The sequence below is a fragment of the Rhodovastum atsumiense genome (genome assembly GCF_937425535.1).
GTDB lineage: Bacteria > Pseudomonadota > Alphaproteobacteria > Acetobacterales > Acetobacteraceae > Rhodovastum > Rhodovastum atsumiense.
In genome coordinates this window covers 4,333,327-4,347,879 of record NZ_OW485601.1, presented here as the reverse complement: position 1 = coordinate 4,347,879, position 14,553 = coordinate 4,333,327, and the positions used below count along the sequence as shown (strand labels likewise).

10 protein-coding genes are annotated in these 14,553 nt (G+C 70.4%); 6 read left to right on the top strand and 4 right to left on the bottom strand.

The features are described from left to right. Positions 1 to 238 precede the first annotated feature (238 nt). Positions 239 to 1,891, top strand: a complete 1,653-nt coding sequence (locus NBY65_RS19650; RefSeq protein ID WP_150045031.1) for an OFA family MFS transporter — start codon at positions 239 to 241, stop codon at positions 1,889 to 1,891. Positions 1,892 to 2,057: 166 nt separating this feature from the next. Here the strand turns inward: NBY65_RS19650 and NBY65_RS19645 are convergent, their stop codons facing one another. The 3 genes from NBY65_RS19645 to NBY65_RS19635 all read right to left on the bottom strand — a co-directional run bounded on the left by NBY65_RS19645 (position 2,058) and on the right by NBY65_RS19635 (position 6,483). Then, positions 2,058 to 3,740: a methyl-accepting chemotaxis protein gene (locus NBY65_RS19645; RefSeq protein WP_150045842.1), complete on the bottom strand. Its 1,683-nt coding sequence runs from the start codon at positions 3,738 to 3,740 to the stop codon at positions 2,058 to 2,060. A 77-nt stretch (positions 3,741 to 3,817) separates the two neighbouring features. After that, positions 3,818 to 5,500: a methyl-accepting chemotaxis protein gene (locus tag NBY65_RS19640; protein WP_250265704.1), complete on the bottom strand. Its 1,683-nt coding sequence runs from the start codon at positions 5,498 to 5,500 to the stop codon at positions 3,818 to 3,820. Positions 5,501 to 5,697: 197 nt separating this feature from the next. Then, the gene (locus NBY65_RS19635; protein ID WP_162530813.1) at positions 5,698 to 6,483 is read right to left on the bottom strand and encodes a carboxylesterase family protein; all 786 of its coding nucleotides are present in this window, start codon (positions 6,481 to 6,483) and stop codon (positions 5,698 to 5,700) included. Positions 6,484 to 6,933: 450 nt separating this feature from the next. On the opposite strand from NBY65_RS19635, the gene NBY65_RS19630 reads away from it, so the two are divergent. Together NBY65_RS19630 and NBY65_RS19625 are read left to right on the top strand one after the other, a co-directional pair. Further along, positions 6,934 to 9,021, top strand: a complete 2,088-nt coding sequence (locus NBY65_RS19630) for an AAA family ATPase (RefSeq protein WP_162530814.1) — start codon at positions 6,934 to 6,936, stop codon at positions 9,019 to 9,021. Further along, positions 9,018 to 9,608: a hypothetical protein gene (locus NBY65_RS19625; RefSeq protein WP_150044141.1), complete on the top strand. Its 591-nt coding sequence runs from the start codon at positions 9,018 to 9,020 to the stop codon at positions 9,606 to 9,608. The genes NBY65_RS19630 and NBY65_RS19625 overlap by 4 nt, the downstream gene beginning before the upstream one ends. Here the strand turns inward: NBY65_RS19625 and NBY65_RS19620 are convergent, their stop codons facing one another. Further along, positions 9,609 to 10,301, bottom strand: coding sequence for a hypothetical protein (locus NBY65_RS19620; RefSeq protein WP_150044143.1), 693 nt, complete (start codon positions 10,299 to 10,301; stop codon positions 9,609 to 9,611). A 303-nt stretch (positions 10,302 to 10,604) separates the two neighbouring features. Between NBY65_RS19620 and NBY65_RS19615 the strand changes: the two genes are divergently transcribed. The 3 genes from NBY65_RS19615 to NBY65_RS19605 are packed head-to-tail and all read left to right on the top strand — an operon-like array spanning position 10,605 to position 14,402. Then, positions 10,605 to 11,153, top strand: coding sequence for a 2Fe-2S iron-sulfur cluster-binding protein (locus NBY65_RS19615; protein WP_150044145.1), 549 nt, complete (start codon positions 10,605 to 10,607; stop codon positions 11,151 to 11,153). Between the two features lie 3 nt (positions 11,154 to 11,156). Next, complete coding sequence (locus NBY65_RS19610) at positions 11,157 to 12,149, top strand: FAD binding domain-containing protein (protein ID WP_150044147.1); 993 nt, start codon at positions 11,157 to 11,159, stop codon at positions 12,147 to 12,149. 3 nt (positions 12,150 to 12,152) lie between these two features. Further along, positions 12,153 to 14,402: a xanthine dehydrogenase family protein molybdopterin-binding subunit gene (locus NBY65_RS19605; RefSeq protein WP_150044149.1), complete on the top strand. Its 2,250-nt coding sequence runs from the start codon at positions 12,153 to 12,155 to the stop codon at positions 14,400 to 14,402. Positions 14,403 to 14,553: the final 151 nt, after the last annotated feature.

Genomic DNA, 14,553 nt, shown 5'->3' with positions numbered 1-14,553 from the left:
TCGGCTGGCGAGCAGGCACCTGCCCCAACAAGCGCGGCGCCGGACAGCGGTTGCGACCGGCGCGGGCTTCGTGCTGATATCGCGCCATTGCGGGCTCGGGCCGATGCGCAAGGCGGTGGTGTCCGGCATCGGCTGCCTCAGCCCGGTTCCGGTCCCATGGCGTGCGCAGCCAGGCCCACCCCGTCGCCTTGACCAACCAAGAAACCGACCGACCAAGAAACCAGGGTGGAAAACGTCCATGGATGTCACCGCGACTCTCCCCGCGCCTGCCTTCCTGTCACGAGAACGTATCGTTGCGCCTTCGAACTTCAATCGCTGGCTGGTGCCGCCGGCGGCGCTGGCAATTCACCTTTGCATCGGCATGGCCTATGGCTTCTCGGTGTTCTGGCTGCCGCTGTCGCGCGCCGTCGGCATCACCGAGCCGATCGCCTGCCCCAGGGACATGGGGTTCCTGGCTGAGATCGTCGCCACCGGCTGCGACTGGAAAATTTCCCAGCTCGGCTGGATGTATACGCTGTTCTTCGTCTTCCTCGGCTCCTCGGCGGCGATCTGGGGCGGCTGGCTGGAACGGGCCGGCCCACGCAAGGCGGGTGTGGTCTCGGCGCTGTGCTGGTGCGGTGGCCTGCTGATCTCGGCGCTCGGGGTGGCCACCCATCAGCTCTGGCTGATGTGGCTCGGCTCCGGGGTGATCGGCGGCATCGGGCTTGGGCTCGGCTACATCTCGCCGGTGTCCACGCTGATCAAGTGGTTCCCCGACCGGCGCGGCATGGCCACCGGCATGGCGATCATGGGCTTCGGCGGCGGCGCGATGATCGGCGCGCCACTCGCCGACATGCTGATGCGCTCTTTCGCCACCCCCCATTCGGTGGGGGTGTGGGAAACCTTCGTCGTCATGGCGGCGATCTACTTCGTGTTCATGATGGGCGGCGCGCTCGGCTACCGGGTGCCGGCCGAGGGCTGGAAGCCGGCCGGCTGGACGCCGCCCGACCCGGCCACGCAGAACGGCTTCATCACCACCCGCCACGTGCATCTCGACGTGGCCTGGAAGACGCGGCAGTTCTGGCTGGTCTGGGGCGTGCTGTGCCTGAACGTGACGGCGGGCATCGGCATCCTCGGCATGGCCTCGCCGCTGCTGCAGGAAGTGTTCGGTGGCCGGCTGATCGGCATCGAGGCCGGCTTCAGCGAGCTGACGCCCGCGCAGAAAGGCCAGATCGCCGCGGTGGCCGCGGGGTTCACCGGGCTGCTGTCGCTGTTCAACATCGGCGGGCGCTTCTTCTGGGCCTCGCTGTCCGACCGGATCGGCCGCAAGGCGACCTATTTCGCCTTCTTCCTGCTCGGCATGGCGCTCTATGCCTCGGTGCCCCTCGCCGCCCGCGCCGGCGCGCTCGCGCTGTTCGTCGGCATCTTCTGCGTGATCCTGTCGATGTACGGCGGCGGCTTCGCCACCGTGCCGGCCTATCTCGCCGACATGTTCGGGACCAGGATGGTGGGGGCGATCCATGGCCGCCTGCTGACGGCGTGGTCGACGGCGGGCGTGCTCGGCCCGGTGCTGGTGAACTACATCCGCGAATACCAGCTCGACCACGGCGTCGCCCGGCAGGATGTCTATTCGATCACCATGTACATCCTGGCCGGGCTGCTCGCGCTGGGCGCGCTCTGCAACTGGCTGGTGACGCCGGTGGCCGAGAAGCATCACATGACCGAGCCGGAAGCGGCCGCCGAGAAGCGGATCGCCGACGACACGCACCAGCATTTCGTCGCCGATGTCGCGGCCCTCGGCGGGCAGGTGGTGCATTCGTGGAAAGTGACGCTGGCCTGGGCGGTGGTGTGGATTCCGCTCGCCTGGGGGATCTGGATCACGCTGCAGAAGGCGCTGCTGCTGTTCCGGTAAGCCGCGCAGCGAGACTGGGGTGCAGGGGCCTTGTGGCCCCTGCCGGGTCAAGGGCGGAGCCCTTGCCTTCCCTTGGGGCTTCGCCCCAAACCCCACCAGGAGGCTTTGCCTCCTGGACCTCCACCAAGGGCCACAAGGCCCTTGGATCCCATTCCTTTTCCCCGCGTCAGGCGGCGCGCACACCGGCGATGAAGCCGCCCACCTGGCTCGCCAGTTTCTCGGCATCCCGCGACAGCCCGTCGGCCACTTCGCGCACCTGCTGCGACGCCACGCCGGTCTCGCCGACGGCACGGCTGACGCCGGTGATGTTGCGCGTCACCTCGCCGGTGCCGTTGGCGGCCTGCTGCACGCTGCGCGAGATCTCGGCGGTGGCCGCGCCCTGTTCCTTCACCGCGACCGCGATCGTGCCGGTGATGTCGTTGACCTGCCCGATGATGCGGGCGATGCCGCCGATCGCGGTGACCGCGTCCTGCGTCGCCGCCTGGATGCGCCCGATCTGCGCGCCGATCTCCTCGGTCGCCCGCGCCGTCTGCGCCGCCAGGCTCTTCACCTCGGTCGCCACCACCGCGAAGCCACGGCCGGCCTCGCCCGCCCGTGCCGCCTCGATCGTCGCATTCAGCGCCAGCAAATTGGTCTGCCCGGCGATACTGGTGATCAGCCCGACCACGTCGCCGATCTTCTGCGCCCCTTCGGCCAGCGCGCGCACGGTGGCATCGGTGCGCTGCGCCTCCTCCACCGCCTGGTGCGCGATCGCGGTGGATTGCTCGACCTGCCGCGTGATTTCACCGATCGAGGCCGACAACTCCTCGGTCGCCGAGGCCACGGTCTGCACGCTGGCGGCGGCTTCATGCGCGCCGGCGGCGACCAGTTCGGCCTGTGACCCGGTCTGCTCCGCCGTGTGCGTCATCTGCGTCGCCGTGCTCGCCATCTCGGTGGCGCAGGCGGAAAGATGGTGCACCAGTTCGGCGGAGTGCCGCTCGAAATCCTGCACCAGTGTCTCGACCTTCGCCGCACGCCGCTCCCGCGCCGCCCGCGCCTCTGCCTGCTCGGCGGCAAGGCGGTCGGCGGTGCGCATGCCATCGCGGAACACCTCCACGGCCTGCGCCATCGCCCCCATCTCATCGCTACGCGCGGTACCGGGGATGGTGGCATCCAGTTCCCGCCGCGCCAGAAGCCGCATCGCCCCGGTCAGCGCCACCACCGGTCCGGCGATGTCGCGGTCGATGACCAGCCCCACCCCGAGGCACAGCAGCACCGTCACGCCAAGCGCCACCAGGATGCCCAGGCTGACCGAGGATTCCGTCGCCTGCACCTCCGCGGTCGCGCGCCGGCCGTTCTCCACCTCAAAGGTAAGCGCCGCATCGACGGCCGCACGCAGCGCCCTGGCCGCCGGGTTCATGTCGCGCAGGAGAAAGGTCCGCGCCTCCTTCGGGTCGGCGAGCGCGGCGAAGCGGCCGGACTGCGCCGCATACTCGTTCCAGGCGGCATCGAGCGCGGCCGCCAGCCGGGCTCTTTCGCCGGATTTGCCCAGGACCACATAGCCTCTCAGCATGTCCACAAGGCTGCCGCGTACCTTCAGGGTCTCCTCGGCCCTGGCACGGCGCTCCGCGTCCGTGTCGGTCATCAGTTCCTGCTTCTGATAGGACCGGAAGGTCTCGGCGAGCTGGGCCACCTTGCCGATGGCCTGGGAGCTGGGCAGGCCGTCGCTGCCAAGCTGCGCGCTGACCTCACTGACGGAGGCCAGGCCGTGCAGGGCAAACCACCCCTGCACGCCGGCACACAGCACCACCGCGGCAAATGCCGCGATGACCTTGGAGCGGATGCTGAAACGATCGAGTATGCTGTTCATTGCGTTCCGTCAGCGTGGCGACCCGCGAGCGGGATCGTGCAAGCCGTTCCCATGTGCAAGGCCTGCGTCATGAAGGCTCAGGCGGCGCGCACCCCGGCGATGAAGCCGCTCACCTGGCCCGCGAGTTTCTCGGCTTCGCGCGACAGCCCGTCGGCCACTTCGCGCACCTGCTGCGACGCCTCGCCGGTTTCGCCGACGGCGCGGCTGACACCGGCGATGTTGCGCGTCACCTCGCCGGTGCCATTGGCGGCCTGCTGCACGCTGCGCGAGATCTCGGCGGTGGCCGCGCCCTGTTCCTTCACCGCGACCGCGATCGTGCCGGTGATGCTGTTGACCTGATCGATGGTGCGGGCGATGCCGCCGATCGCGGTGACCGCGTCCTGCGTCGCTGCCTGGATGCGCGCGATCTGCGCGCCGATCTCCTCGGTCGCCCGTGCCGTCTGCGCCGCCAGGCTCTTCACCTCGGTCGCCACCACGGCAAACCCCTTGCCGGCGTCGCCCGCGCGTGCCGCCTCGATGGTCGCGTTCAGCGCCAGCAGATTGGTCTGGCCGGCGATACTGGTGATCAGCCCGACCACGTCGCCAATCTTCTGCGCCGATTCGGCCAGCGCGCGCACGGTGGTGTCAGTACGCTGCGCCTCCTCCACCGCCTGATGCGCGATCGCGGTAGATTGTTCGACCTGCCGCGTGATCTCGCCGATCGAGGCGGAGAGTTCCTCGGTGGCCGAAGCCACGGTGTGCACGCTGCCGGCGGCCGCCTGCGCGCCCGCGGCGACCAGGCCGGCCTGCGCCCCGGTCTGCTCCGCCGACTGCGTCATCTGCCGCGCCGTGGCCGCCATCTCGGTGGCCGAGGCGGAGAGATGATGCACCAGTTCCGCGGAGTGCCGCTCGAAATCCTGCACCAGCGCCTCGACCTTCGCGGTGCGCCGCTCCCGCGCCGCCCGTGCCTCGGCCTGCTCGGCGGCGAGGCGGTCGGCGGTGATCATGTTCTCCTTGAACACCTGCACCGCCTGCGCCATCGCCCCCATCTCGTCAGCGCGCGTGGTGCCGGGGATGACGGTTTCCAGCGCCCGCTGCGCCAGAAGCCGCATCGCCGCGGTCAGCGCGACCACCGGCCCGGCGACGCCGCGATCGATGAACAGCCCAACGCCGAGGCACAGCAGCATGGTCACGCCAAGCGCGGCCAGGATGCCGGCTTCGGCGCCAAAGCTGGCCGACCGGCTCTCCGCGGCGGCGCGCCTGCCATCGGTGACCTGGAAGGCCACCGTGGCATCCACGGCGGCCCGCAGCGTGTCCATGGGGCCGAGCATGTCGCGCAGCATGTAGATGCGTGCCGCCTCCGGATCGGCGATCGTGCCGAGGCGATCGGTCAGGTCCCCGTAGCTCCGCCAGGCGGCTTCGAGCGCGGTGTACAGCCGCCGTTCCTCCGCACCGACGACGAGTTTCTCATAGTCGCGCAGTGCCGCGGCGAGATCCTGGCGCAGTTGTGCCGTCTTCGCCGCGCGTGCCTGCTGCTCGGCCGGCGAGGTCGCCAGGAAGGCCAGGCCCTGGTAGCTGCGCAGGCGCTCCACCAGTACCGCGACCCGGCCAGCCGCCAGGGCGCTCGGCAGCATGTTCTCGGACAGATCCGTGGTGATGCCGCTCATTTTCTCGATGCCGAACCAGGAGATTCCCCCCTGTCCCGCAGTGCAGAGAAGAATCGCCGCGACCACGGCAATCACCTTGGCGCGGATATTCAGACGATCGAGGATGCTGGTCATTGCGGTCCGACATTGGTAGCAGCGATCGAACATCGCACCGATCGCCGCCCTGCTCTGGCAGCCATTTTTAGAATCAAAACCAAATCCTTAATAGCTCTTTCTGAACATCACTCGCAATAATCAAAATATTTTATTCAATCTGTTAAATATTATCCGATCGAATATTATCACACAACACCGCCGCCGCGCCGGAGGGCTCAGCCTTCCTGTCCGGCTGGCGGCCGATGCGCCATCCAGGGCCGCTCCGCGCGCGTTTGCGGCGCCAGGCCAAGCGGGGCGCGTTCGCCTCCGGCCGGTTCCGCCGCCCCCGCCGGCGTGCCGCGAACATGGCCCAGCAGCCACGCGTACAGCTCGGGATCGTCATAGGTCCGCGTCCAGGAATCATGCCCCACGCCGGGATACAGCGTGCACCGGGCCTCCCCGCCAAGCTCACGGAACGCCCCCACCAGCCGCAGCGTCTCTTCCACCGGCACCACCTCGTCCTGCTCGCCGTGGAAGCACCACACTGGCAGACGCGCCATGCGCCGCAGCCGCCCGGGGAAATCCAGCCGCTCGTCGCCGCCGCCGCAGATCGGCGCCACCGCGGCGAAATGCTCCGGGTGGCTGCTGGCAAAGGCCCAGCACCCGTATCCCCCCATGCTCAACCCGGTCAGGTAGACACGGTCCGGATCGACCAGGAAGGCCCGCTTCACGTACGACACCAGCGCGTCCAGCGCGGGCAGCAGCATCGACCAGTCGAGGTTGGGTGGGCATTGCGGCACGATGGTGAGGAAAGGCAGTTCCGGCTGGCGGGCCAGCCGCTCCGGCAGGCCGGTCCTGACGACCGCCGCCAAATCCTCGCCCCGTTCGCCCGATCCGTGCAGGAACAGGATCATCGGCCAGGCCTCGGCGTCGCGGTGGTCGGAATAGCCGGTCGGCAGGAAGGCCCGGAACGGCAGCCGCACCGGAATGGTGGTGTGGAATTCGTGATCGTGGCTTTCCATCGTCCCGCTCCGCGCCTCTCCCGATGTACCGGGCGAACAACCCGCCCTGCCTTTCGCGGCAGGGGCGGACCTCGCCGGCGGGTGCCCACCCACCCTCTCGGACGATACGATCCCACCGCCCGGCTTTCCAGCCATCGTCGGCGTCTCCCCCGATATCGGCCCCCGCAACGGTTATGGGTTGAACCATCGCCAGGCAAAATCGCTCCAGGCAACCATGCGGGACCGGAACAGCCGGTGCGACAATGCTTGCAATCCGGCATTTCCTGAGATATACGCTGCGCCCTTCTCAGGAGAGCCCCGTGCTCAATCGGACCTTCGCCAGCAAAGCGCAGCGGATACGGGCGGCCATGATGCCGTCGCCGTTCCCGCATGCCTGCCTGCTGGCCGAGGTCCCCTGTGTCCGAGAACACGTCTCCCGCTGACTCCCCCGAATCCGCTGACGACGACTGGATGGACTGCGACATCGCGGTCCGGGAGGCCGAGACCGTGCGCGAGGATATCGAAGAGCGCGAGCCGACATCCGAGATCGATCCCGTCGAAATCGCCGTCGAGGCCATGCTGCGACGCGCCCTGGCAGCCGGGGCCCCGGCCCTGGAACAGGCGGCGACGCAGCCCGGGGCGGTGGTCGTGCTGCGGGTTCCCGCCTTCTGGCCCGCGCAGATCGCCTGGGGCTGGCGGCGTTTCGTGCTCGGGCACAGCAAATCCGCCATCACCGGGCGCGGGGGGCGGCTGCACGAATGCATCCGCACGGAAGCCCCTGCTCCGGCCACGACCTCGGGCCGCCGCCGTTTCGAGGACGACGAGGAAGCGCTGGCAAAGCGGATCTGGCGCGGACACGGCGCGCTCGGCGTGAGCCCCGACCTTGCCTGGCTGCCGCCGGCGCTGGTGCAGGCGGCCGACCGCATCGTCGAAATCCCGCCGCCCGACGCGGACATTCTGCGGCAGGTGGCCGTGCGCCTCTGCGGGGAGCCTGCCCCGCAACCGGACGAGGCCGTGGCGGCCGAGGTGAAGCCAGAGATGCTGCAGCTCGCCTGCCGGCCGTCGCAGTCGGCGCGGGAGTATCTCGACCGCCTCGCCCGCCTCGTCGTCGCCGCGCGCCCGGCGCCGCCGCCCGCGCCGCGCTGGACATTGGACACCCTGCCTTTGGCGCCCGAGGTCGAAGCCGTGGCGCGGCGCATGGTCACGGAGCTCGACGCCTTCCGCCACGGCCTGTTGCCGTGGTCCGAGGTCGACCGCGGCGCACTGCTGTCGGGGCCGCCCGGCTGCGGCAAGACCACCTTCGCCCAGGCCCTCGCCGCCAGCGCCGGCGTGCCGCTCGTTGTCGGCAGCTATGCACTCTGGGAATCGGGACAGGACGGCACCGGGCGCTACACGGAGATCATCCCCCGCCTCCGCCGCACCTTCGCCGACGCGCGGGCCTGCGCGCCCTGCATCCTGTTCATCGAGGAACTGGACTCGATCATGGGGCGCGGCAAGGCGGGGCACAACGAATCCTGGTTCCGTTCCATCAACAACGCCCTGCTCGCGGAGATGGACGGCATCGGTGGCCGCGAGGGCATCATCGTCATCGCCGCGACCAACTTCCCCGACGACATCGACCCGGCGCTGCGCCGCGCCGGCCGGCTCGACCGCGAGCTGGTGCTGCGCCTGCCGGACGCGGCCCAGCTGGCGCGCATCCTGGCGGCGCACCTGCCGGGGCTGACGCCCGCCGCGCTGCAACCGGCCGCCAGTGCCGCGCTCGGCGGCTCGGGCGCCGATTGCGAGCGCTGGGCCCGTGGCGCGCGCCGCCGGGCGCGGCAGGCGGGGCGGCCGGTCGAAGTCGAAGACGTCATCACGGAAATCCGCGATGGCGCCGGGCGGCATCCGCCCGCGGTGCTGCGCCGCGTCGCCTTCCACGAGGCCGGGCACGCCGTGGCCGCCTGCGTGCTGCGCTCGGGCAGCGTGGTGTCGGCCACCGTCCGCCGCAACGGCGGCACCAGCGGCGGCGTCGCCGTGCAACGTGACCGCGCACCGGCCACGCGCGGCGAGATCGAGGCGGTGATCATGGAACTCCTGGCCGGCCGCGCGGCCGAGGAACTGGTGCTCGGCGAGCCCAGCTCGGGCAGCGGCGGGCCGGCCGGGTCCGACCTCGCCGCGGCGACATCCCTGGCGGCGGCGCTGGAATTCTCGCTGGGCCTGGGCGAGACGCTGGTGTGGCGCGGCGACCCCGAGCCACGGGAACTGGCCTCATTGCTCGCCTTCCACCACGATGCCGCCGAACGGCTGGAACAGCGGCTGCGCAGCGCGCTGGCGGATGCCCGGACGATGCTGGCACGGCACCGGGCCGAACTGGAAGCCGTGGCCGCGGCGCTCATCGACCGCGAGACGCTCTCCGGCGCCGAGGTCACGTCCATCATCGCCGCGGCGCGGAAACCCCAGGGCACCGACAGCGAGCGTGCGGCGTTTCGTCCTGTCGGCCTCCCCGAGCTTCACCCCCCTCAGTGCCCCCTGCCGCCGTGCGTCAGCCCGGAGCAGCGGGGGACGGGGAACGCCTCGTGATCCTGTTCATCGACATCGAGGCTTCGTCCCTGAACGCCGACAGCCATCCGATCGAGCTTGGCTGGTGCGGGGTCGACGGCAGGGGGGAATCGCATCTCATCAAGCCGCCGCGCGCCTGGAAGGACTGGTCTGTCGCGTCCGAGTACGTGCATGGACTCTCGCGGCGGCAATTGCGCACCGAGGGCAGGCCGCCCCAGGACGTGGCCCGTCGCGCCGTCGAGGTCCTCGGGCAGCCGGAGGTGACCGTCTACAGCGACGCGCCCCCCTTCGACGGCAGATGGCTGGACGTGCTGCTGGTCAGATGCGGCTACCCTCCTGGCTGCGTTGCCATCCGCGACGTGCACCACGCCTACGTGATCGCCTGCCTGCCGCTGCTGGCGGCCTTGCCCCCGGACGACGCCGCCGACCGCGCGGCGGCCGAGGCAGAGATCCGCGCCGTCGCCGCCCGCCTCATTGCCGAGGCAGAGGAAGCGGAGTCCCGCCGGCCGCGGATCCGGCACCGGGCCCTTGCGGATGCCGAGGGGCTGGCCTGGACGTGGCGGGAAATCCGCCGGCTGGCGCTGGCGCATGCCGGTCGCGACGCGTGATCACCTGGACGGGGGAGGACCGAACGCAAGGATTGCCGCGGTGTAGGTCTCGACGACCTGGCTGAAGGGCATGCCGTCCGGCAGGACCAGCACGGCCCTGTGCCGCAGGATCTGTCCCGGGATCTGGAGAGTCGCAGGGGCCTGCCCTCCTTCGGGGATCGCCATGTCCCATCCCTCCGGAAGAGGCCGCCACAGCAGGTCCGCCGAGAGCGTCCGGCGCTGGAAGTGCAGTGGCTGCACCACATGGCCGAATGCCTCGTCGGTGGTCTCCAGGCGCCGGTTCATCTCGGCGGTGAGCCTGCCCGGCACGTACCAATTATCAGCCTCGGAGAGGATGTGATCGCCGCAGCGCAGCCGGACATGCCGATAGCGGACAGTGTCGGCATCCGCCACGTTCAGCAGCCGTCGCTGTTCCTCGTCCGGCGTCTTCTCCACATCCCGCACGCGCTCGGCGACGATGCGGGCCGGGGAGGCGAGCCGATGGGTCCGGCACCAACGCTCGAGAGTAAGGGTTGCACTGTCGTGGCTGAGCAGATCGGCATTCAGGGTCTGCAGCACCGCCAGGGCCTCCAGCCGCGCCACGAACGTATCCGGCCACGCGACATTTTCCTTGCAGACCGCATCATTCGGCGCCGCAGCGGTGACCATCAGGAGTGCCACGCCGGCAGCCTTGCGCAAGTGAGGGAAATGCATGCCGTGCCTTTTTCTCCTGCACCATCCTTGCCGTTCCGTCGAAGGTTCATTGCTGCAGAACTGACACGATGGGATCCGGAACCTCGATGACGGGGGCAAAGCCAGGTGCCGATCATAACGAGGTCTTCGCTCTCCTGGATAGGTGGCCCGACGTACGAGCCTCCCTGCCCTGGCCCGGCCGGCTGCCTTTTCCTCCCGGCAGCGTGACCCCGTCCGCCGGAACCATCGCCGGTGTCATGCGCCGTGGTGCCAATACGTCCCGGTCGCGACACGCCGCGCACCGCCCGGAGGAGACCAGCCCCCATGCCGGAGACCACCACAGCCCCCGACCGGCTCGCCCCGGTGATGATACCGGTTACACTGTCCATCAACGGCCAGGATCACCGGCTGGTGCTGGACACGCGCACCACCCTGCTGGACGCCTTGCGCGAGCAGTTGCATCTCGACGGCACCAAGAAGGGCTGCGACCACGGCCAGTGCGGCGCCTGCACCGTGCTGGTCGAAGGCACGCGCATCAATGCCTGCCTCGCCCTTGCCGTCATGCACGCGGGCGAGCGCATCACCACGGTCGAGGGCCTGGGCGGGCCGACCGCGTTGCATCCGCTGCAGCAGGCCTTCATCGACCACGACGCCTTCCAGTGCGGCTACTGCACGCCCGGCCAGCTTTGTTCGGCGCTGGGCATGCTGGCCGAGCTGCGCGCCGGCGTGCCCAGCCACGCCGCCGCCGACATCGCCGCCGCGCCGACACCGGACGAGGCTGAGATCCGCGAGCGCATGAGCGGCAATCTCTGCCGCTGCGGCGCCTATCCGCACATCGTCTCCGCCATCCGCGCCGTCGCCGGGACACGCTGAGCCATGCTGCCCTTCACCTACGAACGCCCGGCCACGCCCGCGGCGGCGATCGCCGCCTGCGCGACCGCCCAGGGCGCCCGCTACATCGCCGGCGGCACCAACCTGATCGACCTGATGAAGCTGCAGGTGGAGACGCCCGCGCACCTGATCGACATCTCCCGCCTGCCGCTCGATGGCATTGACCCGACCCCGGAGGGCGGCCTTTGCATCGGCTCGCTGGCCTCCAACACCGAGCTTGCCGCGCATGCGCGGGTGCGGCGGGACTATCCGGTGCTGGCCGAGGCGATCGTGGCGGGCGCCTCCGGCCAGTTGCGCAACAAGGCCAGCACCGGCGGCAACCTGCTGCAGCGGACGCGCTGCGCGTATTTCTACGACACTGCCCGCCCCTGCAACAAACGCGCGCCCGGCAGCGGCTGCGGCGCCATCGGCGGGCACAATCGCGGCCATGCCATCCTCGGCGCGACCGAACATTGCATCGCCACGCATCCGAGCGACATGGCGGTGGCACTGCAGGCGCTCGATGCGACGGTGCGCGTGCAGGGGCCGGATGGGACACGGACGCTGACGCTGGACCAGCTCTACCGCATGCCGGGCGACACGCCGCATCTGGAAACCACCCTGGCGCCAGGCGAGCTGATCACCGCGATCCTGCTGCCGCCGCCCCCGGCTGGACGCATGCACTACCGCAAGGTGCGCGACCGCGCCTCCTACGCCTTCGCGCTGGTCTCGGTCGCCGCCGTGCTGGGCCTCGACGACGGCGTGGTGCGCAGCATCCGCCTCGCCGCCGGCGGGGTCGCGCACAAGCCCTGGCGCTTCCGCAACGCCGAGGCGGCCTTGCAGGACCAGCCGGCCACCGCGGCGAATTTCCGCCACGCCGCCGGCATCGCGCTGGAAGGCGCCCGCGGCTGGGGCGGCAACGACTTCAAGCCGGAGCTGCTGCGCCGCACCATCCGCGCCACGCTCACCGGCCTTGCAGCCCAGCCCGAGGGGGCCTGATCCATGCCGATCGCCGATTTCATCACTGAGAATCGGGGCGGCCATGTCGGCCTGTCCGCGCCGCGCGCCGACGGCCCCGCCAAGGTCACCGGCCAGGCCCGCTACGCCGCCGAGCACCATCCGCACGGGCTGCTGCATGGCTTTCCGGTGCTGACCATCCTGCCCGCCGGCCGCATCCGTGCCATCAACACGCGGGAGGCGGAGCGCGCCCCGGGCGTGGTCGCGGTGGTGACGCGCGCGAATGCTCCGGACATGGCGCCCTTCGTCGAAACCGATGATATCCAGGTCAAGTTCATCGGGCCGAAGCCAGTGCTCGATCGCGACGAGGTGCTGTTCCACGGCCAGTCGGTGGCGCTGGTGCTGGCCGAAAGCTTCGAGGCCGCGCGCGCCGCCGCCGCCCTCGTCACCGTCGAGGCCGAACCCGCAGACGCAGCACTGTCCTTTGCCGACGCCCTCCCCTCCGCCTACCGGCCGAACCTGGTCAATGGCGGCGCCCCGCCCGACACCGCGGAGGGCGATTTCGTCACCGCCTTCGCCGCCGCGCCGGTGCAACTGGACACCACCTACACCACCCCCTACGAGCACAACAACCCGATCGAGCCGCATGCCGCCGTGGCGGAATGGCGTGACGGGCGGCTGATCGTGCAGGACTGCAACCAGGGCCCCTGGGCCTGCGCGCAGGCGCTCGCCGCCACCTTCAAACTGCCGCCCGACCGGGTGCAGGTGATCAGCCGCTTCATCGGCGGCGGCTTCGGGTCGAAATACGGTGCCCATCCGCATGCGGTGCTGGCCGCGATCGGCGCGCGCGTCAGCGGCCGGCCCTGCAAGGTGGCGCTGACCCGCCAGCAGGTGTTCACCGGCCACGGTCATCGCAGCGCCACCCGCCAGCGCCTGCGCCTCGGCGCGCAGCGCGACGGGCACCTCGTCGCCATCGCCCATGACACCTGGGTGCAGACCTCGCGCCACGACGAGATGGTCGAGCAATCAGGCGTGATCTCGCGCATCATGTATGCGGCGCCGCATCGCCGGACCACGCACCGCGTCGTGCGCCTGAACACGCCGACGCCGTCCTGGATGCGCGCCCCCGGCGAGGCGCCGGGCAGCTTCGCCCTGGAAAGCGCGATGGACGAACTCGCGCACGCGCTGGACATGGACCCGATCGCGCTGCGCCTGGCCAACGAACCCGACCACGACCCGGAGAGCGGCCTGCCCTGGTCCAGCCGTTCCTTGCGGGCGTGCCTGCAACAAGGGGCGGAGCGCTTCGGCTGGCAGCGCCGCGGCGCGCCCGGCAGCCGGCGCGAGGGACGCTGGCGGGTCGGGCTGGGCGTGGCCTCGGCGACCTATCCGGTGCTGCACATGCCGGCCTCGGCGCGGCTGACCATGCATCCGGACGGATCCGCAAAGGTCGAGCTGGCAGCAACGGATATCGGCACCGGCACCTATACGATCCTGCGCCAGCTCGCCGCCGCGGCGCTGGGCCTCGCGCCCGGACAGGTGGAGGTGGCGCTCGGCGATAGCGACCTGCCGATGACCATGGGCTCGGGCGGCTCCTTCGGCGCGAGCAGTGCCGGCTCGGCGCTGGCCGGCGCCGCCACTGCGCTGCGTGCGCAACTCGCCGACCTGGCCCGGCAGGACCCCGCCTCGCCCCTGCATGGGCTGAATTCCGACGCGCTGGCCTTCGCCGACGGCAGGATCAGCCATCGCGACACGCCCGCGCGCGGCGAGGCGCTGGCCACGCTGCTGGCGCGCGCTGCGCCGGAGGGGCTTTCGGTCAGCCACGACCATCACCCCGACACGGCGCAACAGCACTGGTCCATGCACGCCTTCGGCGCTCAGTTCGCCGAGGTGGGCGTGGACGGAGACACCGGGGAAGTGCGGGTGCGGCGCATGCTCGGGGCCTACGGCGCCGGACGCATCCTCAACCCGCGCACCGCCACCTCGCAGATCATCGGCGGCATCACCATGGGCATCGGGCAGGCGCTGATGGAAGAAACACTGCTGGATCCGCGCTGGGGGCAATGGGTCAACCGTGACCTTGGCGAATACCACGTGCCGACCAACGCCGACGTACCAGTGATCGAGGCGCTGTTCGTCGAGGAACACGACGAACATGTCAACGCGCTCGGCGCCAAGGGCATCGGCGAGATCGGCATCGTCGGCGCCGCCGCCGCCATCGCCAACGCCGTGTTCAACGCCACCGGCGTGCGCGTGCGGGACCTGCCGATTACGCTGGAGAAGGTATTGGCACGGTAGCGGCGGGGCGTTGCCCCGCACCCCACCAGGGCTTTGCCCTGGACCGACCAAGGGCTGCGCCCTTGGAACCCATTCCATGCCGCGCAGCGCTCATGGGGTGCAGGGGTCCCCTGACCCCTGCCGGGTCAAGGGCAGAGCCCTTGCCTTGCCT